Source organism: Methylobacterium sp. W2 (assembly GCF_020662345.1).
Classification (GTDB): domain Bacteria; phylum Pseudomonadota; class Alphaproteobacteria; order Rhizobiales; family Beijerinckiaceae; genus Methylobacterium.
The window spans coordinates 113,612-132,121 of the sequence record NZ_VMOA01000011.1 but is presented as its reverse complement, the minus strand read 5'-3'; the positions used below and the strand labels follow the sequence as shown (position 1 = coordinate 132,121).

General features: G+C 67.2%; 13 protein-coding genes. 6 read left to right on the top strand and 7 right to left on the bottom strand.

Features of this window, described 5'->3' with window-relative positions; genetic code table 11:
• The first annotated feature begins 85 nt into the window (after positions 1-85).
• Complete coding sequence (locus tag FPV16_RS08555) at positions 86-1,048, top strand: acetyl-CoA carboxylase carboxyltransferase subunit alpha (RefSeq protein WP_227437792.1); 963 nt, start codon at positions 86-88, stop codon at positions 1,046-1,048.
• A gap of 392 nt (positions 1,049-1,440) precedes the next feature.
• Positions 1,441-2,982, top strand: coding sequence for a L,D-transpeptidase family protein (locus FPV16_RS08550; RefSeq protein WP_413629235.1), 1,542 nt, complete (start codon positions 1,441-1,443; stop codon positions 2,980-2,982).
• Between the two features lie 294 nt (positions 2,983-3,276).
• Here FPV16_RS08550 and FPV16_RS08545 read toward each other — a convergent pair whose 3' ends face one another.
• The 3 genes from FPV16_RS08545 to FPV16_RS08535 form a co-directional block, all read right to left on the bottom strand.
• Positions 3,277-3,528 (bottom strand): hypothetical protein, encoded by a 252-nt coding sequence (locus tag FPV16_RS08545; RefSeq protein ID WP_227437790.1) that lies wholly within the window; start codon positions 3,526-3,528, stop codon positions 3,277-3,279.
• Positions 3,529-3,659: 131 nt separating this feature from the next.
• The gene (locus tag FPV16_RS08540; RefSeq protein ID WP_026176203.1) at positions 3,660-4,376 is read right to left on the bottom strand and encodes a PhoH family protein; all 717 of its coding nucleotides are present in this window, start codon (positions 4,374-4,376) and stop codon (positions 3,660-3,662) included.
• Between the two features lie 453 nt (positions 4,377-4,829).
• Complete coding sequence (locus FPV16_RS08535; protein ID WP_227437789.1) at positions 4,830-7,235, bottom strand: ATP-dependent helicase; 2,406 nt, start codon at positions 7,233-7,235, stop codon at positions 4,830-4,832.
• Positions 7,236-7,377: 142 nt separating this feature from the next.
• Between FPV16_RS08535 and FPV16_RS08530 the strand changes: the two genes are divergently transcribed.
• Both FPV16_RS08530 and FPV16_RS08525 read left to right on the top strand, forming a co-directional pair.
• Positions 7,378-7,629, top strand: coding sequence for a hypothetical protein (locus FPV16_RS08530; RefSeq protein WP_227437788.1), 252 nt, complete (start codon positions 7,378-7,380; stop codon positions 7,627-7,629).
• 187 nt (positions 7,630-7,816) lie between these two features.
• Positions 7,817-11,383 carry an AsmA family protein gene (locus FPV16_RS08525; protein ID WP_227437787.1) on the top strand — a complete coding sequence of 1,189 codons (3,567 nt, stop codon included), beginning with the start codon at positions 7,817-7,819 and terminating at the stop codon, positions 11,381-11,383.
• A 13-nt stretch (positions 11,384-11,396) separates the two neighbouring features.
• Here FPV16_RS08525 and FPV16_RS08520 read toward each other — a convergent pair whose 3' ends face one another.
• Positions 11,397-13,547, bottom strand: a complete 2,151-nt coding sequence (locus tag FPV16_RS08520; RefSeq protein WP_227437786.1) for a S9 family peptidase — start codon at positions 13,545-13,547, stop codon at positions 11,397-11,399.
• A gap of 504 nt (positions 13,548-14,051) precedes the next feature.
• On the opposite strand from FPV16_RS08520, the gene FPV16_RS08515 reads away from it, so the two are divergent.
• Both FPV16_RS08515 and FPV16_RS08510 read left to right on the top strand, forming a co-directional pair.
• The gene (locus FPV16_RS08515) at positions 14,052-14,486 is read left to right on the top strand and encodes a MucR family transcriptional regulator (protein ID WP_227437785.1); all 435 of its coding nucleotides are present in this window, start codon (positions 14,052-14,054) and stop codon (positions 14,484-14,486) included.
• Between the two features lie 148 nt (positions 14,487-14,634).
• Entirely contained in the window at positions 14,635-15,489 is an 855-nt protein-coding gene (locus FPV16_RS08510) for a DUF6456 domain-containing protein (protein ID WP_413629231.1), read from the top strand.
• Positions 15,490-15,504: 15 nt separating this feature from the next.
• Here FPV16_RS08510 and FPV16_RS08505 read toward each other — a convergent pair whose 3' ends face one another.
• The 3 genes from FPV16_RS08505 to FPV16_RS08495 form a co-directional block, all read right to left on the bottom strand.
• Complete coding sequence (locus tag FPV16_RS08505; RefSeq protein WP_227437784.1) at positions 15,505-15,927, bottom strand: SufE family protein; 423 nt, start codon at positions 15,925-15,927, stop codon at positions 15,505-15,507.
• Between the two features lie 102 nt (positions 15,928-16,029).
• Positions 16,030-17,070 (bottom strand): sensor histidine kinase, encoded by a 1,041-nt coding sequence (locus FPV16_RS08500; RefSeq protein WP_227437783.1) that lies wholly within the window; start codon positions 17,068-17,070, stop codon positions 16,030-16,032.
• Positions 17,071-17,256: 186 nt separating this feature from the next.
• Positions 17,257-18,261, bottom strand: coding sequence for a 2-hydroxyacid dehydrogenase (locus FPV16_RS08495; RefSeq protein ID WP_227437782.1), 1,005 nt, complete (start codon positions 18,259-18,261; stop codon positions 17,257-17,259).
• Positions 18,262-18,510: the final 249 nt, after the last annotated feature.

Below are 18,510 nucleotides of genomic sequence, written 5' to 3'. Positions count from 1 at the left end.
CGCCCGCCCCGGACGCCTCCCGCCGCCGTCATGCCCGGCACGGCCCCACGGCGCGCCGACGGCGACGAACAAGGATCTCTGACCGATGTTGGTGACGCGCTCCTATCTCGATTTCGAGAAGCCGGTGGCCGAGCTCGAATCCAAGCTGGAGGAGCTGAGGACCCTGGCCTCCCGCGACGGCGCGGTCTCCATCAGCGAGGAGGTCGGCCGGCTGGAGGCCAAGGCGGCATCCGCCCTCTCCGACATCTACGCCACCCTGACGCCCTGGCAGAAGACGCAGGTGGCGCGCCATCCGCAGCGCCCGCACTTCATCGACTATTGCGCCGGCTTGATCACCGAGTTCACACCCCTGGCCGGGGACCGCCATTACGGTGAGGACCAGGCCATCGTCGCCGGCTTCGGCCGGTTCGAGGGCCGCGCCGTCTGCGTGCTCGGCCAGGAAAAGGGCTCCACCACCGAGAGCCGCCTGCGCCACAATTTTGGAATGGCCAAGCCCGAAGGCTACCGCAAGGCGGTGCGGCTGATGGAAATGGCCGACCGCTTCGGCCTTCCCGTCCTCGCCTTCGTCGATACGGCCGGTGCCTTTCCCGGCATCGAGGCGGAAGAGCGAGGCCAGGCCGAGGCCATTGCCCGCTCCACCGAGACCTGCCTCGGCCTCGGCGTGCCCAACGTCGCCGTGGTCATCGGCGAAGGCGGTTCGGGGGGCGCCATCGCGCTCGCCACCGCCAACCGCGTCCTCATGCTCGAACACGCGATCTACGGCGTGATCTCGCCGGAGGGCGCCGCCTCGATCCTCTGGCGTGACCAGGGCCGGGCGGCGGATGCGGCCACCGCCATGAAGATCACGGCCCAGGATCTCCTGCGCCTCGGGATCATCGACGGTATCATCCCGGAGGCCACCGGCGGCGCTCATCGCGGCCGCGATGCGGCGATCGCCAATACGGGCAAGGCCGTGGCCAAGGCGCTCGCCGAGTTCGACGGCCTGAGCCCAGACGAGATCCGCGACCGCCGGGCGGCGAAGTTCCTCGATATCGGCCGTAAACTGTAGCCTAGCTCTTAGTGCGTCGTTTAGGCGCACAGGCCTCAGGGAACTGAAAGAGGTTTTGTTAAATCTCGCCCTGCCCTTCGGTTCGGAGCTTGCCGTTCCGCGCGCCATGCCTCCACGCGCCGCGTGCCGGAAGCGGAAATACCAGCGGAATCAAGTCGATTGCCAGCCGGCCGCCCCCCTGACCGTCGAGGCCGACCGACACTTTGCGGCAATGTGTTGCCCACACTGAGGAAGCCACCGAAATCCACATCTCGCCACACCGGCCATTTGCGTCTTCTTGCGGTAACAACCGGGTAAGTTTAACGACGCTATTGGGTTGGGGAGTGGCGTTCGACGGGCGAGATTCCGCGAGCGCATGAATGAGGACGGGGTTCCCCATGGCTTTGCGCCCGCTGGCTCTACGCTTGGCTACGGCTGCCGGTGTCGTTGCGCTCGCTCTCTCCCTCTCTGCTTGCCAGGATGGCTCGATGGGTGGTGGCGTGCCGTTGCGCGCTCTCACGCCCGTTCCGGCCAAGACACTGGCGCTGATGGCCCAGAAGGGCATGGCCACCAACGACCCCATCCTGATCCGCGCCTACAAGAAGGAAGCGGAGATGGAGGTGTGGAAGCGCGGCACGAACGGCCAGTACGCGCTCCTCAAGACCTTCCCGATCTGCCGCTGGTCGGGCCAGCTCGGCCCCAAGACCAAGCAGGGCGACCGGCAGGCTCCCGAGGGCTTCTACACGGTGACGCCGGGGCAGATGAACCCGAACTCGTCCTATTACCTCTCCTTCGATACCGGCTACCCGAACAACTATGATCGGGCCAACGGCCGGACCGGCAATTACATCATGGTGCACGGCACCTGCTCGTCCTCGGGCTGTTTCGCCATGACCGACGAATCCATGGGTGAGCTCTACGCCCTGGCGCGCGATTCCTTCGCCGGCGGGCAGCGCGCCTTCCAGTTCCAGTCCTATCCGTTCCGGATGACGGCGCAGAATTTCGCCAAGTATCGCAACGACCCCAACGCACCGTTCTGGAAGAACCTGAAGGAAGGCTCGGATTACTTCGAGGCCCTACGCGAAGAGCCGCGCGTGAACGTCTGCGGCACGCGCTACGTCTTCGGCGGACAGGACGTGGCCGCCGGCTCGTGCTCGCCGCGGGTGGACACCCTCGTCGCCGAGAAGCGGGCAAAGGACAATCACGACATCGCCGAACTCGTCGCCAAGGGCACACCGGCGACCAGAATCGTCTATGACGATGGCGGCCAGAACCCGGTCTTCCGGCCGCAGGCACCCGCCTCGACCATGGCCTTCGCCAACCTAACGAAGAAGGACGAGCCGGAGGCGCCCTACGATCCCAAGGAATACGCCCGCCACCATCTCGGCGAGGTGAGCCGGCCCGAGAGCCTGGCGGCCGGCGAGCGCGAAGTCGAGGTGGATGCCAAGGGACGGCCGGTGATGCTGGCCGCCGCCGAGGCTCCGATCCCGACCAAAGCCGCCGCGGCGGCCCTTAAGCCGGGTTCTGATAAGACGAAGCCCGGCAGCGTCGTCGCCAAGACGAATGCGGCGCCCGAACCGGCAAAGCCCGTAACGCCGGCGCGCATCCTGGTGGCCGATGCCGATGCGGATTCGCCCTCCTACACTAAGGTTCTGGGTAGCCTCCTCACTGGCAAGGCCTCGCCGACCCCGGCAACCGACGCCGCCACGATCCCGGCGGCCGCCGCTGCGCCGGAAACGATCCAGCCGGCACCGAAATCCGGCAAGGCCATTCATACCGCCCATGTGATCACGGTGCCGACGGTGACCGGTGCCGTGGGGCAGAAGGCCAAGGTCGCGGCCGAGCCGGCCAAGGCCGGAAAGCCGCCGGCAACGAAGGCTGCTCCCGCCAAGGAGGCCACGGCCAAGGACGGTTTGGTGAAGGATGGCGCCGTGAAGGCGACGCCGAAGCTCTGAGGCTCGCTTTGGCCGAATAGACGCTTCGCGACTTTGTCAGCGGGATTCCGAATCGGGTTCCGCCGGCGCTCCACTCCTCCGGGGAAACGGAGCGCGGGTCGAAATCTCCCGCCCATCCTCACGCCTGCGCCCCCTTTCCCTCAGGTCCGCAGCACTAGCGGAGGGCCATCCGGAACCCGGTGCGTGATGTGCCGCGGAGTGGCGCGATCTCCGGATTCGATCGGCCAGGAAATTCAATAAGCCAAGAAAAAAGGGCCCGTCAGGGCCCTTTCGTCGTTCGGATCGCTGCTGCGATCACATGCGGTGCATGCGGCGGTGATGCATCATCCGGTGACGCATGTGGTTGCGGTGCATGCGCATGTGGTGACGACGGTGCATGCGGCGATGCATCCGGTGCTCCCCACGGTGCATCCGCACGGGGGTGACGGTCTCGGAGGAGGTGACGCCCATCGGGGCGCCGGGCGCGGCCGAAGCGCTCGTTGCGAGGGCGCCGGCGCCGGCGCCGAGGCTTCCGACCATGGCAAGCGCGAGAATCAGCTTCTTCATCGGGCGTTTCCGTTCTCTTTTGTCCGAGCGCGACGCTTGGAATAACCTCTCCAGCAGGAGCTGGAGAGATGATTACCGCATGTCGGTCCGTGCGGCGGGTCGGGTTCGGCCCGCCGCAGACAACACTCGGATCAGAGTTTCGTTTCCTCGAAAGCCCGTACCCATTCGGCGCAGATGCCCGAACGGACGATGTCGTCGAGAGTAAATTCGACGATGGGGACCTGCATCATGCGGCTTTTCACGAGGTGGATCACGGTCCGGAGGCCCGACGTCTCGCGCAGGTCGGTCTGCGATACGTCGCCGTTGATGATGACCTGGCAATCGTCGCCGATGCGGGTCAGGAACATCTTGATCTCGGCGGTGGTGGTGTTCTGCGCTTCGTCGAGGATCACGAGGCAGTTCTTGAAGGTGCGTCCGCGCATCACCTCAAAGGGCACCACCTCAATGTCGCCGGTCTTCATGGCGATCTCGTAGGCGGCGTCGCCCATGCGCTCCTTCATGGTCTCGGTCAAAGGCGTGACCCAGGGCGCGATCTTTTCCTCCAAGCTGCCGGGAAAGAAGCCCAGCGAGCGGCCGGACGGCACGTTGGGACGGGTGATGATGACCTTGGCGATACGGCGCTGGCGGAGCTGATCCGCGGCGCGGGTTCCGGCGATGTAGGTCTTGCCGGTGCCGGCCGGTCCGAGGACGATGACCTGCTTGCTGACGGCGAGGGCATCCAGGTATTCGGCCTGCCGGACGGTCAGAGGCTGGATAGGGCCTAAATTACGCTCATCGTCGAAGCGGGTGCGATGCAGCCGCACCGGGCGGTCTTCTACCAGCTCAAGTCGTGTGCGCCGTCTTTTCATCGATCAACACTCCAACTGGACTTGCCAACTAGGGTTTAACTGATCTTCGACCTGCCTACGCGTCCTGCCCTTAATAAGATTTGCTACACTATCCCCGACAATGATTAACAAGAGAATTCGACGGCAGGTCTTTCAGTTCCACGCGTCGCCCCACCACCTGTGGACGACTTCGCGTGTGGGTGACTTGGCCTATGGGTGACGGGCTCCCGGTGCGGCAAGCCGCGAATCACCCACGCACACACCATGCCGTGCCGGTGGCGACAGGGGCATGACGGCACGAAATCCAGAACGTGTGTCCGAATTTCGCGCCTGAAACGCGGGGACGACGGAGGGTGCGAGTTTTCGGTAGGTGAGATGGTGGAACGACGAAGCATCCATCTCGACCACGGCCCTTCACGAGGGGCGAAACCGACCGGGACCGCACGCCATGTCGCATGCGGCCGGCGGGGTGCTTCAACCTGGCTGGATGAAGCTGTCGAGGACCATCTTGCGGCCGGCCTTATCGAAGTCAACCGTCAGCTTGTTGCCGTCGACGGCCGCCACGTTGCCGGGACCGAACTTGGTGTGGAAGACTCGCATACCATCCGAAAACGCAGACGGCGCTCCGGTGGACTTCGCGACGAGCTCGCCTTCGATCTGGCGCGGGCCGCCGTTGCTCCGGCCGGGCGAGGACGACTTTCCGAAACCTTGCCCGCCCCCGCCTCCGAACCCCTGGTTTCCCGCGGTGTTGGCCTGCGCCCGCTGCCAGCCCGGCGTCCCGTAGGACGAGCCGAACGGCACCGGGTTCCGGTCGAAGCGCGAGGCACCGGCGGAGAAATGCGCGGGAGCGTCGACCACATCGACGGCGTCGGCTGGCAATTCGTCGATGAAGCGGCTCGGCACCGTGGAGGACCACAGGCCGTGGATGCGCCGGTTGACGGCAAACGACAGCTTGGCGCGCTTGCGGGCACGGGTGAGGCCCACATGGGCAAGGCGGCGCTCCTCCTCCAGCCCGGCCCGGCCGCTCTCATCGAGCGCCCTCTGGTTCGGGAACAGGCCGTCCTCCCAGCCGGGCAGGAACACCGTGTCGAATTCGAGCCCCTTGGCGGCGTGGAGCGTCATCAGCGAGACGCGGTCGGCCCCCTCTTGCTCGCTCGCTTCCATCACCAGTGAGACGTGTTCGAGGAAGGCCGCCATGTCGGGGAATTCCTCCATGGAGCGCACGAACTCCTTGAGGTTTTCGAGGCGCCCGGCGGCATCGGCGGATTTGTCCTTCTGCCACATCTCGGTGTAGCCGGATTCCTCCAGGACGGTCTGGGCCACCTCGGAATGGGGCTGGGTGCCGACCATCCGCGCCCACCGCGAAAAGCTCTCCACCAGGGCGCGGACGCCGGAGCGGGCGCGCGGCTTCAGCTCGTCGGTCTCGATCAGGCTGCGCGCCGCCTGGAGCAGCGGCACGCGCTGCGAGCGCGAATAGCCGTGCAGGATCTGCAGGGTCGCATCGCCCAGGCCCCTCTTCGGGGTATTGAAGATGCGCTCGAAGGCGAGGTCGTCGGCGGGGTTCATGGTGACGCGCAGATAGGCCAGGGCATCACGGATCTCGGCGCGCTCGTAGAAGCGCGGGCCGCCGATGACGCGATACGGCAGGCCGAGCTGGACGAACCGATCCTCGATCTCGCGCATCTGGGCCGAGATGCGCACGAGCACCGCGATCTCGGAAAGCGGATGCTGTTTGGCTTGCAGACTCTCGATGGATTCGCCGAGCTGGCGCGCCTCTTCTTCCGAATCCCAGGCGCCGGCCACCGTCACCTTCTCGCCGGCCACGTCCTCGGTGCGAAGGGTCTTGCCGAGACGGCCCTCGTTCCTGGCGATGAGCCCCGAGGCGGCGGCGAGGATATGCCCGGTGGAGCGGTAGTTGCGCTCCAGCCTCACCACGATCGCGCCGGGAAAATCGTGCTCGAACCGCAGGATGTTGTCGACCTCGGCGCCGCGCCAGCCGTAGATCGACTGGTCGTCGTCGCCGACGCAGGCGACGTTGCGGTGGCCCTGGGCCAGCAGGCGCAGCCAGAGATACTGGGCGACGTTGGTGTCCTGGTACTCGTCCACCAGGATGTAGCGGAAGCGCTGCTGGTAATTGGCCAACACATCCGGGTTCTCGCGCCACAGCTTGAGGCAGAGCAGTAGGAGATCGCCGAAATCGGCGGCGTTCAGGGTCAGGAGCCGGGCCTGATAGGCGGTGTAGAGGGCGCCGCCCTTGCCGAAGGCGAAGGCGCTCGCCTCGCCGGGAGGCACCTGCTCGGGCAGGAGCCCGCGGTTCTTCCAGCCGTCGATGGCCGAGGACAGGGCGCGGGCGGGCCAGCGCTTCTCGTCGATGTTTTGGTCGACGATGACCTGCTTCATCAGGCGGAGCTGGTCGTCCATCCCCAGAATCGTAAAGTCGGATTTCAGCCCCACCATCTCGGCGTGCCGGCGCAGGATCTTGGTGCCGATGGAATGAAACGTGCCGAGCCAGGGCATCCCCTCGCCGGCCGGGCCGATGAGGGCACCGATCCGGTGCTTCATCTCGCGGGCGGCCTTGTTGGTGAAGGTCACCGATAGGATGTCGAAAGGCCGCGCCTTGCCCGTCGAGACGAGATGGGCGATGCGCGTGGTGAGCACCCGTGTCTTGCCGGTGCCCGCGCCCGCAAGGACGAGAACCGGCCCCTCCGTCGTCTCGACGGCACGGCGCTGCTCGGGGTTCAGCCCTTCGAGATAGGGTGAGCCCTGCGGCCTGAGGGAGGCCATGGCACGGGCGGCGATGGAGTTCTGCGCGGCCTCGGCCGCCACGCCGGAGCCTGGCGCCGGCACGGACACCGCCGCTGCGTCGGGATGCTGTTTCATGCTGCCTCCCTGGACCAAAACGCGAACGGCGTCGAGGGTCGGGACGAGGAGGCCACCCCCGCCCCAGTCCGGAAACGGAACTCCGGTTTCATCTCGGGCGTCGTCTCACCATATCCCGGTCGTCATCACAGAAGGGTCCGCCATGCGCACGAGTTCCTTGTCCGTCCTCTCCCTCGCGGCCCTGGCCGCCGGCTTCGCTTCGGCTCCGGCGATGGCTCAGTCGCCGGGTACACGATCGCTGAACGAAACCAACGACCGTCTGGCGACACAGAGCGAGATTCGCGGCGTCCGGCACCAGCAGCAGTTCGAGAACAACCAGATCCGCATGCAGATGCAGCGCAACGAGATCACCCGCCCGGCCCCGATCGGCCCCAGCATCGGCCCGCGCCGCTGATCGGATCGGCCGGGCGTGAAGCCCGGCACCTGTTGACCGCGGGATTCGACCCTGGCGCGCCGCAGGGATCGGTGTGCTATGCCGCATGGGGTGGGGGCACGAACCGGGCATGACGTCCGGTTAAGACCACGTGCCCGCCCCATGGCAGGCCCCGAGACCGGGCCGGAGCGAGGCGGAAACCAAGACGGTGCGAGACCTCCTGACCGCGCTGGCGGGCGCCGTCATCCTGATCCTCGTCGCGGCCCTCGCGGTCCCGCCCCTCGTGGCCTGGGAGAGCTACCGCACGCTGGTGGATCGGGCGATCGGGCGATCCCTCGGCCTCGACGCACGCACCGAGGGCCGGATCGCCGTGAGGCTCCTGCCCTCGCCGCGCTTGAGCGTCGATCGCCTCCGCATCGGCGGACAGGCCGACAAACCGGCCCTCGACCTCCAGTCCGTCGGGGCCGAGATCGGCCTCACGCCGCTGCTGACGGGAGAGATCCGCTTCACCGAGACGCGGATCGGCCGGGCCGAGATCAAGCTTCCGATCAGCGACGACGACGCGATCCGCCTGCCCGCCGACCTCTACCGGACCCTCGCCGACCAGGATCTCGCCATCGAGGACCTGACGATCGGACAGGTCGTCCTGACGACCCTCGTGCCGCAGAGCGGCCGCACCGATCAGGTCCGGGCCGAGACGGTGCATCTCTCCGCGCCGCGGCTGCTGGGGCCCTGGCGGATCGAAGGGATGAACGGCGCGGTCGCCTTCCGCGTCGCCACCGGCGAGCCCGCGGAGGACGGCAGCGTCGCGGTGAAGATCTCCGGCGGCGGCGACACCCATCCGCGTTTCGAGGCCGATGCCCGCATCCGCCTCGACCCGATGCCGGGCGAGCCGGAGGCGGTCGGGGACGCCCCGCGCGCGATGATCCCGAAGGCGGAAGGGACGGCACGAGTCGTGGTCGGGCCGCCGGTCCAGGTGGCGGGCGCCTACCTTCCGTTCTCCCTGGGCGGCACGTTCAAGGCCAGCGGCCCCATCGTGCGATTCTCCGACGTGAAGGCCGAGATCGATCCCGGCGGTCAGGCCATGCGCCTCGCCGGCACAGGGCGGATCGACCTGCGGGCCTGGAGGGCGGCACTGACCCTGGAGACCCGCCGCCTGGATCTCGACGCCTTCCTGATCTCCACGGGAGGACAGGCCCTCCTCGCGCGCGGAATGCCGCGGGCGGGTTCCGAACTGCCGATGATGGTCGATCTCGATCTCGGCATCGAGAGCATCGCCCTCGGCCTCGACGATTGGACGAACCTGCGACTGTCCGGCACGTTCGACCGGACGGGAGGGCTCGCCCTGCGCCGCTTCTCGGTGACGGCACCGGGCGAGGCCGCCCTCACCGCCTCGGGCGAGGTCGATACGCAACCGGCCCTCCGGTTCACCGGTAACGTCTCCCTCGACGCCGCCGCCTCGGACGGGTTCGGACGCTACCTGCGCAAGTTCGGCCTCGGCGGCCCCGCCGTCGCGGTGATGGACGGGCGCCCGATCCAGGCATCCGCGGATCTCTCGACGGCGAGCCCGTCGCTGTCGCTGCGCAACCTGCGGCTCTCCCTCGGCGAGGCGCGGATCACCGGCAACGCCCGCTACACCCAGGCCGAAGCGGGTGGGCGCGGCCGCTTCGACGCGCAACTCTCGGCGCAAGGCATCGACATCGCCGCCCTGCCCTCGTTCGGCAGTGCCCTGTCAGGCCTCCACGACCACGATATCGGCCTGACGATCCAGGCGCGGGACGTGCGCTACGGGCCGGCCGGGGCCCGTTCGGGCAACGGGACCATCGCCGCGAGCATCCAATCGGACGGGGCCAGCCTCAATGTCGGCAGCCTCGACGTCACGGATGTAGCCGGCGCCAATGCCAAGCTCTCCGGCCGCATCGCCCCGGACGGGTCCGGCCGCATCGCCGGCCGGATGTGGGCACCGGTGGCCGCGCCCCTCATCGCCCTCCTCGACAGGACCTGGATCGCCGAGGCCCGGATGATCCCCGGCTTTCTCCGGGCCGGTGCCCTCGACCTTGCCGTAACCCTGGAGCGCGAGGCCGGGGACGCCGACACCCTGCGCACCAGCGCCGACGGGACCGCGGCGGGCGGCAGCCTCGACCTCGACCTGCTGTCGCGGGGCGGCCGCATCGACAGCCTCTCCCTCGGATTGACGACCCCGCTCGCCGGGCGCTGGTTCGAGCGCGAGGACATGGTCGCCCTGCGTAAACCCGCCGCCCTGCGCATCACCGGGACACGCGGCCAGGCCGGCGCCGACGGCGCGGTTCCGCCGCTCGGCCTCGACATCTCCGGCACCATCGCCGACCTCACCCTCTCGACGGTGAGGTCGGTCGTGCCCGGGCCAGGCCAGGCGCCGCCGGAGGCCGGCGAGATCCAGGTGAAGACAGCCGATCTCGCCCCCTTCCTCCTCCTCGCCGGCAGCACCTCCGCTCTGCCTTCGCCGCTGCCCGCGGAGTTACTGGTAGGGTTGTCGCGGGCGGGGCGGGATGCCCATGCGGATGTGGCCGGGCGAATCGCCGGGGCAACGATCCTCGCCAACGTCAACCGGTCGCCCGCGGGCGACATCTTCGGCAGCGTGGCGTTGGGGCGGCTGTCGCTGCCCTGGCTCGCCGCGTCCCTGGTAATCCCGCCGGACGGGAAGAAGCCGGAGGCCGGGGACGGCGCCCGGTTCGGCGCCCCGCCGGCGGATCGGCCGCCCATCGACCTCGACGTGAGAGTGGACGCGCTCGATCTCGGCCGTCGCTTCACCGCCGAGGGCGCGGCCTTCGGTGCCCGTCTCGACAACGGCGTCCTCTCGATCCGCGACCTCAGCGGCCGCCTCGCCGGGGGCCGTCTCATGGGGACCGTCACCCTGTCCCGGCAGGGCGGAGCGGCGGCAATCACCGGAGAAGGGAGCCTGAGGGACGCTTCCATCGCCGATCTCGTCGGTCCGGGGCCGATCTCCGGCCGTGCCAGCGCGACCCTGCGCTTCGGCGCCTCGGGCCAAAGCGTGACGAACATGGCGAACAATCTCGGCGGCAGCGGCGATATCGCCCTGACCGACCTCGTGCTGCCCGGCGGCGATCCGGGCGGGATCGAGCGCGCCCTGGTGAAAGCCCTTGCGGAGGACGATCCACTGCGGGACGGGCGACTCCAGGCGCTCGTTGCCGAAGAACTCACCGCTGCGACGATGGCGGTGAAGGGAACCATCAAGGCGCCGGCGACCCTCTCCGGCGGGTCGCTCCGCGCAGCCCCCCTTGCCTTCGATCTCGGTGGACCGCGCTGGGCCGGCACCCTCGCCATCGACCTCAACACCGGGCGGTTCGATGCGCGCGGGACATTGACAGGGGGCGGCGCCCCGAAGGGCTGGACCGGTGGAGTTCCGTCGGTGCAGCTCGCCTATTCCGGCCCGCTTAGCAAACCCGACCGGAGTATCGATGCCGGCCCGCTGACCAACGGCCTTGCCGCCGTGGTCCTGCAGCGCGAACTCGACAAGATCGAACTGTTCGAGGCGGATCAGATCGAGCGCCAGCGGCGTCGCGCGAGGATCGAGATGGACAGGGCCCGCGCCGCCGCCATCAAGGCAGCGGCCGACAAGGCCGCGGCTGAAGAGGCGGCCCGTCAGGCCAAGCTGAAGGCCGACAAGGCCGCCGAGAAGGCAGCGACCGAAGAGGCAGAGCGGCAGTCCCGCATCCGCGCAGAAGAGGAAACCGCTCGCCAGGGGGCGCAGCCGGAGCCCGTCCCCCAGCCCTGATGCCTCCCGAGGGTCAAGCTCCAGCCCGCCCCACCGCCCGCAGGGCGAAGGCATAGATCAACGCCACCTCTTCCAGCCGGTCGAAGCGTCCCGCCGCCCCGCCATGGCCGGCCTCCATATTGATCCGCATCAGGATCGGGCCGCCGCCCGTCATCGTGGCACGCAGGCGCGCCACCCATTTCGCCGGCTCCCAATAGGTCACGCGCGGGTCGGTGAGGCCGCCGAGTGCCAGGATCGCCGGGTAGTGCTGCGCCCTGACGTTGTCGTAAGGCGAGTAGGACAGGATCGTCTCGAAATCCTCGACGCTCGCGCCCGGATTGCCCCATTCGGGCCATTCCGGCGGGGTCAGCGGCAAGTCGCCGTCGAGCATGGTGTTGAGCACGTCGACGAAGGGCACGTCGGCAACGATCCCTACAAAGAGCTCGGGCGCGAGGTTGGCCACCGCGCCCATCAGCATCCCGCCGGCCGACCCGCCATGAGCGACGATGCGACCGGGCGTGGTGTATCCGGCCTCCGCCAGGGCGCGGCCGCAGGCGACGAAATCGGTGAAGGTGTTGGGCTTCTTCGCGCGCTTGCCGTCCATGTACCAGTGCCAGCCCTTCTCAGTGCCGCCGCGGACATGGGCGATGGCATAGACGAAGCCGCGATCCACCAGCGACAGCAGGTTGGTGCGGAACGCGGCCGGCATCAGCGTGCCGTAGGACCCGTAGCCATAGAGCAGCAGCGGAGCCGAGCCGTCGAGGACGAGGTCGCGGCGGTGCAGGAGCGAGACCGGCACGCTCTCCCCGTCCGGCGCCGTGGCGAAGATCCGGCGGGTCACGTAGGCGGCGGCATCGTGTCCGCTCGGGATCGTCTGACGCTTGCGCAACTGCCGCGCGCGGGTCGTGCAATCGTAATCGTAGGTCTCCGCCGGCGTGGTCATCGACGAATAGGTAAAGCGGATCACCGCCGTCTCGAACTCGTGTCCCGGCTGGAGGCCGAGGGAATAGGCCTCCTCGGCGAAGGCCACGACGTGCTCATTGCCCTGCGTGTCTCGGACGACGATGCGGGGCCGCGCATTCTCGATCTCGAGGCGCACGAGGTGCTGGGCGATGACGTGCTGATGACGGATCATCACGCCACGCCGGTGCGGGATCAAATCGGTCCAGTGCGCACGGTCCGACGCGCCGATGCGGGTGGTGACGATCTTGAAATCTTCGGCCCCGTCCGCATTGGTCAGGATGAAGAGGTGGTTCCCCCAATTCTCCACGGAGTAGATCAGCAGCGGCTCCCGCGGCTGAACGCATAGCAGGGTTGCACCCGACGATTTACGGTCGAGGAGATGAACCTCGGAGGTCTCGTGGTCGCTCGCCGTGATGGCGAGGTAATCGCGCGATTGCGTCGTCTCGATATGGACGAAGAATCCGGAATCCCGTTCCTCGTAGAGCATCGTATCGGCGGCCTGCTCCGTACCCACTACGTGATGCATGACGCGAGCGGGACGATGGTTCTCGTCCACGGCGATGTAGTGGAACGACAGCCCGTCGGCGGACCAGACCACCTCACCGGTGGTCGCCTCGATGCGGTCTTGGAGATCCCGCCCGGTGCCGAGGTCGCGGACACGGATGGTGTGGAGCTCGGACCCCTTGGAATCCGCGCTCCAGGCCAGGCGGGCGTGATCGTCCGAATGCACCGCGGCGGCGAGCTCGAAGAAGGGCAGACCCTTGCCCTCCTGGTCACCGTCGAGGAGGATCTCCTCTCCCTCCTCCGGACCGCCCGTACCGGCCGTCTCCGCCCCCTGGCCGGGGATGACCACGACCGTGCGCGGACGGCGGCAGACGAGGGGATGCTGCCCGCCTTCGCGATGGCGGGTGTAGTAGGCAAAGGCACCGTCCGGCTCGGGCACGCCGCTATCGTCTTCGCGAATGCGCCCGCGCATCTCCGCGACCAGACTCTTGCGTAGAGAACCAAGATCGCCAAGCGCCGCTTCCGTATAAGCGTTCTCGGCGTCGAGATATGCGCGGATGTCGGGCGGGAGCGCAGTGGGATCCTTGAGCACGTCGCGCCAGCTCTCGGCCTTCAGCCAAGAATAATTGTCGGAAATTGCTCGACCATGCACAGTGAATGTGTGCGGACGCACCTCGGCGACGGGTGGCTTGCTTTCCAAGTGGAAAAGATCGTCCATCGATAGACCTGCAAGGTTGCCAACCACCGTCGGCTGAATAGCGTAGCAGCGACCGATCCGTTTACCGATCGCCTTCGATGCCTGCATGTGTCCCAGTCGGAGGCCATGGGCAAGGTCGAGGCGGAAGTCTTTTCGGCACAGCGCAGGATCGCTCGACCGCTGAGTGGCGATGGGATCATGGGTGCAACTGATTCTCTATCCTTGAGAGGCATTGTTGACAGTGCATCGACTTAGCCTGCGGCGATGCGAGTTCACGTTAAATTGAAATATTGTTCAGAACCGTTGATTCGACGCATCGGCATGACTGACCCCGTCTTGCGAGATCAATTTGAATATCATAAATGGGAGATATGGCGATTACCCTCGCCACCATCGTAAAGCGCCACTGGATGAAGCCACGATGCCGAGAGTTCCAGCCGTGGATTGCCAAACTGTCCCTTGGCCCACCGCCTGCATACTCAACAGACTGTGTCCGGCCTCGTGCTAAAAGGAATTGTTTAAACAATGAGCGACATTGAGAATTCGGCCGACTTCGTGGAACTGACGGTCGATATCGTCTCGGCCTATGTGAGCAACAACCCGGTGCCGGTCGGCGAGCTCGCGCAGCTCATTACCCGCGTCCATGCCTCGCTGACCCAGGTCGCGAGTGGTGAGGGCGAGGCCAAGGTCGCATCCGCGCCGCAGCAGCCCGCAGTCCCCGTGAAGAAATCGGTGACAGCCGATCACATCATCTGTCTCGAAGACGGTCGCGTGTTCAAATCGCTCAAGCGTCACCTGCGCGCAAAGTACGACATGAGCCCGGAACAGTACCGCGCCAAGTGGGGCCTCCCCTCGGATTATCCGATGGTCGCCCCGAACTACGCCAAGGCGCGTTCGGACCTCGCCAAGGCCATCGGCCTCGGCCAGACCCGCAACGGCACCTACGACGAGGCTGCTTAAAGGAAGCGGGGCCGGGCGCCGGCAAAGTCTCGCCGCCCGGCCTTCCCGCGTTTTCCATGACTACGATTGGGACTTGCGCTAGGATTATTTTCTTCTAACATCCCCAGTGCCGCGGTGGTTACCGCTTGAATGCACTTGGGAACATATCATGAACAAAAGCCGGAATGTGGCGACTCACCGCACGGGGCAGCGGACCATGCTGGCGACAGGTCAGGCGGAACTCGGGCGCGATGCGGCCCGGCTCCTCTCGGCCCTCGACGAGGAAGGGGCCTATGCCCTGCCCGACCCGTTGACGGACGGCGAGATCATCGTGCGGAGTGGCGGCAGCGGGATCTCGGTGAGTTGCGGACGCTACATCGCGCAGGCCGGACAGACGCTTCTCTCCTGCGATCTCGCCGAGCAGGCGGCGGGACGGCACGCCCGGCTCACCATCAGCGCCGCCGGGCGGGCGAGACTGCGGCGGGATCGGGCCGGCCGGGACACGCCCTACCTCGCCCAGCATCTCGACCTCGATGGCAAGGGCGAGCCGAGCCGCCCGGTCCGCGACGCGTCCGAGAGCCCCCTCGCCTGGATGGCGCGGCGCCGCGACCGCGATGGAACTCCCTTGATCGACGCCGCCTGCTTCGAGGCGGGCGAACGGCTGCGCCGCGACATGACGATGGGGGCTCTGACGCCGCGCATGGGGTCGGACTGGAGCGGGGTCAAGGTCGATGGCGGCGGCCCCCGCGATCCCTCGGCAGGGTCGGACGCCATGCTGGCGGCCCGACAGCGCGTCCGCGCGGCCCTCACCGCAGTGGGGAGCGACCTGTCCGGATTGCTGATCGACCTATGCGGCTTCGTGAAAGGCCTGGAGACCATCGAGGCGGAGCGCCGATGGCCAGCGCGCTCAGCCAAGGTCGTCATCCGTATCGCCCTGGCGCGGCTGGCGGAGCATTACGGGCTTGAGCGGGAGGCGGTGGGTCCGAGCCGGTCACGCCTGCGCCTATGGCGCGACCGGGCCTGAAGCTTATAGGCTGGTTCAGGCCGCGAGCCGGGCCGCGTCCCGATGGATGCGCTCGGCCATGGCCCGCACCCCGTTGGAACGCTTCGACGTCAGGTGAGCGCCGAGGCCGATCCGCTTGAAGACCTGGAAGACGTCGACATCCGCGATCTCGGTCGGCGTCTTCCCGTCATGCAGGGCCATCACCAAGGCGATCAATCCCTTGGTTATGAAGGAATCGCTGGTACCCCGCAGATGCAGGCGCGGCGGAGACTGCGAATGATCGACGTTCGAATCGACCCAGACCTGGCTTTCGCAGCCATGAACCCGGTTCTGTTCGGTGAGCAGCTCGTCCGGAAAGGGCGGCAGGGCACGGCCGAGTTCCATCAGGTATTCGAGCTGGTCCGGCCCGTCGTCGAGGATTTCGAAATTGTCGATGATCGTTGCGATGGGTGGAAGCATGGTGTGAGGCTGAACTCTCGGCGACGATCGAGCGAAGCGGTGGCATTTCTTCGCCCCATCGATATAGGGAGCGACCCGCCGTCAGGCGAGCGCCAATGCCCGCTACTCCGACGGATGCACCAGGGCTTCGGGCAGTTGCAGTTCCATCGGGTCGACCTGCGTGCCGGTGCCGCGAACCGCGATTTCGGCCTGGGCAGCATAGGCCGCCACCAGCCGCGGACCGAGATTGGGCACGTCCGTGGCACGGCCTTCCGGCTGATCGCCGCCCGACACGATGGTGAGGCGAACCGGAGCGCCGGCCTTGGCGTCGATGGTGATCGCGATCGTGCAGGAGACGGAATCGGCAGTGGCGTCGAGGCATTCGGCCACGACTTCGGCCACGATCATGCCAAGGGCGTTGGCGGTCCGCGGTTCCACGAGGCTCGTGCCGCTACCGCCCACCGCCACGCTGATACGACCCGCCCGCCGCAACTGGCCGAGGCCGGAGGCGAGCCGGTGAAGATAGTCGCGCAGGTCGATGGAGGCGATGTGCGGCGCTTCGTGCAGATGCTGCTGAACGAGGGCGATGGCACGCACCCGCTGGCCGAGGGCCTCGAAGCTCCCGCGACACGGCGCCGGTGCGGCGCGGCCGTAGAGACCGATCAGGCTCACCATCACCTGAAGGTTGTTGCGCACCCGGTGATAGACTTCGGCGAGAAGCGCCTCCTTCTCGACGAGGGCATGCTCGGCATGCTCCTCCGCCCGCTTGCGGTCGGTGATGTCGAAGCACGAGCCGAGATAGCCCTGAAACGTACCGTTCTCGGTGAGGGGACGGGCGTTGTTGAGAAGCCAGCGATAGGCCCCGTCATGACGGCGCAGGCGAAACTCGATGGAGTAGGGACTGCGCGACGCGAAGGCCTCCTCGACCAGGGCGGCATGACGGTCGAAATCATCCGGATGCAGGCCCCGCCGCCAGCCATGGCCGAGCTCGGCATCCCGGTCCCGGCCAGTGAAATCGAGCCAGCACTCATTATGATGGACCGCTGCCCCTTCGATATCGGAGCGCCACATCATCAGGGGCACGAAATCCGCAAAGCGACGAAACTCGTCGCAGGGTACGGCCTCTCCGATGCTCGCCTCGGTCGACTCTGTCTCCGCGGCCATGTTGCTCCCACTCTACCCGCTACGCGACAACCGATGATCCCTGTCGGCGCCGGTCAACGTATCGGACATGACGCCGTTCCTACGGCCCCGGTCTGCGAATGCACATAGGTCAACGACCCTGCAAGCACCGTGCAAACCCGCCCTGAGCCCGGCGCCGGAGCGCGACCTTGGGTCGATGACCGGTTGTCAGAGCATGCTCGGCAGGATGCGGTCCGGCGGGCGGTGCCCGTCCATGAAGGTCTTGATGTTGATGATGACCTTCTCGCCCATATCAGTCCGGCTCTCGTGGGTAGCCGACCCCATATGCGGCAGGAGAACGACCTTGCCCGACCGGGCGAGCTTCACGAGGCGTGGACTCACGGCCGGTTCTTGCTCGAACACGTCGAGGCCGGCCGCCGAAATCTCGCCCGCCTCGATCAGGCGCGCAAGGGCGTTCTCGTCGATGACCTCGCCGCGAGCCGTGTTCACGACGATCGCCTCGGGCTTGAGCAACTTGAGGCGGCGGGCCGAGAGCAGATGATAGGTCGCCGGCGTGTGCGGGCAGTTCACCGACACGATGTCCACCCGCGCCAGCATCTGGTCGAGGGATTCCCAATAGGTCGCGTCGAGTTCGCGCTCGATCTGCACCGGTGCCCTGCGCCGGTTGTGATAGTGGATCTGCAGGCCGAACGCCTTGGCGCGGCGCGCCAGGGCCTGGCCGATCCGGCCCATGCCGACGATGCCCAGGCGCTTGCCGGTAATGCGGCGGCCGAGCATCCAGGTGGGGGACCAGCCCGCGTCCCAATTGTCGTCTGGGATGATCCGCGCCCCTTCCGCCACGCGGCGGGCCACGGCGAGGATCAGGGCCATGGTCATGTCGGCGGTGTCCTCGGTGAGGACGCCGGGGGTGTTGGTGACGGTGATGCCGCGCTCCAGCGCCCCGGCCACATCGATATGGTCGACACCGTTGCCGAAATTCGCGATCAGGCGAAGGTTCGGCCCGGCTTGGGCGAGCAGACCGGAATCGATCCTGTCGGTGACGGTGGGAACGAGCACGTCGGCCTCGCGCAACGCCGCGGCCAGCGCCTCGCTGCCCATCGGCTTATCGTCGGGGTTGAGGCGGATATCGAACAACTCGCGCATGCGCGCCTCGACCACCTCGGGGAGGCGACGCGTGACCACAACGAGTGGCTTGCGCTTCAACGACGACATGCACCCTCCGCGAACGTTTCTGCCAGGCCGGCCGCTGCCGGGAGCCACGGTTCGTGCCGAGGCTTGACCCGGCATTAACCACGCATCGGCCAGACAGGTCCCATAGCCCCGACGCCTCGGCTGCCGGTTCTTGAGGCTTCTCTACCAGAGAGGGCACGGAACACAACGTGCCCTCGCGCCCGAAACACCGCGCGCGAGGGATCGCTAGACGAGGATTGACGATGGCGATCGTGGCCTTGACGATCGCGA

Coding starts and splice junctions, on each gene's coding strand:
- FPV16_RS08555 (WP_227437792.1), top strand. CDS start 86: ATGTTGGTGACGCGCTCCTATCTCGATTTCGAGAAGCCGGTGGCCGAG.
- FPV16_RS08545 (WP_227437790.1), bottom strand. CDS start 3,528: ATGAAGAAGCTGATTCTCGCGCTTGCCATGGTCGGAAGCCTCGGCGCC.
- FPV16_RS08540 (WP_026176203.1), bottom strand. CDS start 4,376: ATGAAAAGACGGCGCACACGACTTGAGCTGGTAGAAGACCGCCCGGTG.
- FPV16_RS08535 (WP_227437789.1), bottom strand. CDS start 7,235: ATGAAACAGCATCCCGACGCAGCGGCGGTGTCCGTGCCGGCGCCAGGC.
- FPV16_RS08530 (WP_227437788.1), top strand. CDS start 7,378: ATGCGCACGAGTTCCTTGTCCGTCCTCTCCCTCGCGGCCCTGGCCGCC.
- FPV16_RS08520 (WP_227437786.1), bottom strand. CDS start 13,547: ATGGACGATCTTTTCCACTTGGAAAGCAAGCCACCCGTCGCCGAGGTG.
- FPV16_RS08515 (WP_227437785.1), top strand. CDS start 14,052: ATGAGCGACATTGAGAATTCGGCCGACTTCGTGGAACTGACGGTCGAT.
- FPV16_RS08510 (WP_413629231.1), top strand. CDS start 14,635: ATGAACAAAAGCCGGAATGTGGCGACTCACCGCACGGGGCAGCGGACC.
- FPV16_RS08505 (WP_227437784.1), bottom strand. CDS start 15,927: ATGCTTCCACCCATCGCAACGATCATCGACAATTTCGAAATCCTCGAC.
- FPV16_RS08500 (WP_227437783.1), bottom strand. CDS start 17,070: ATGGCCGCGGAGACAGAGTCGACCGAGGCGAGCATCGGAGAGGCCGTA.
- FPV16_RS08495 (WP_227437782.1), bottom strand. CDS start 18,261: ATGTCGTCGTTGAAGCGCAAGCCACTCGTTGTGGTCACGCGTCGCCTC.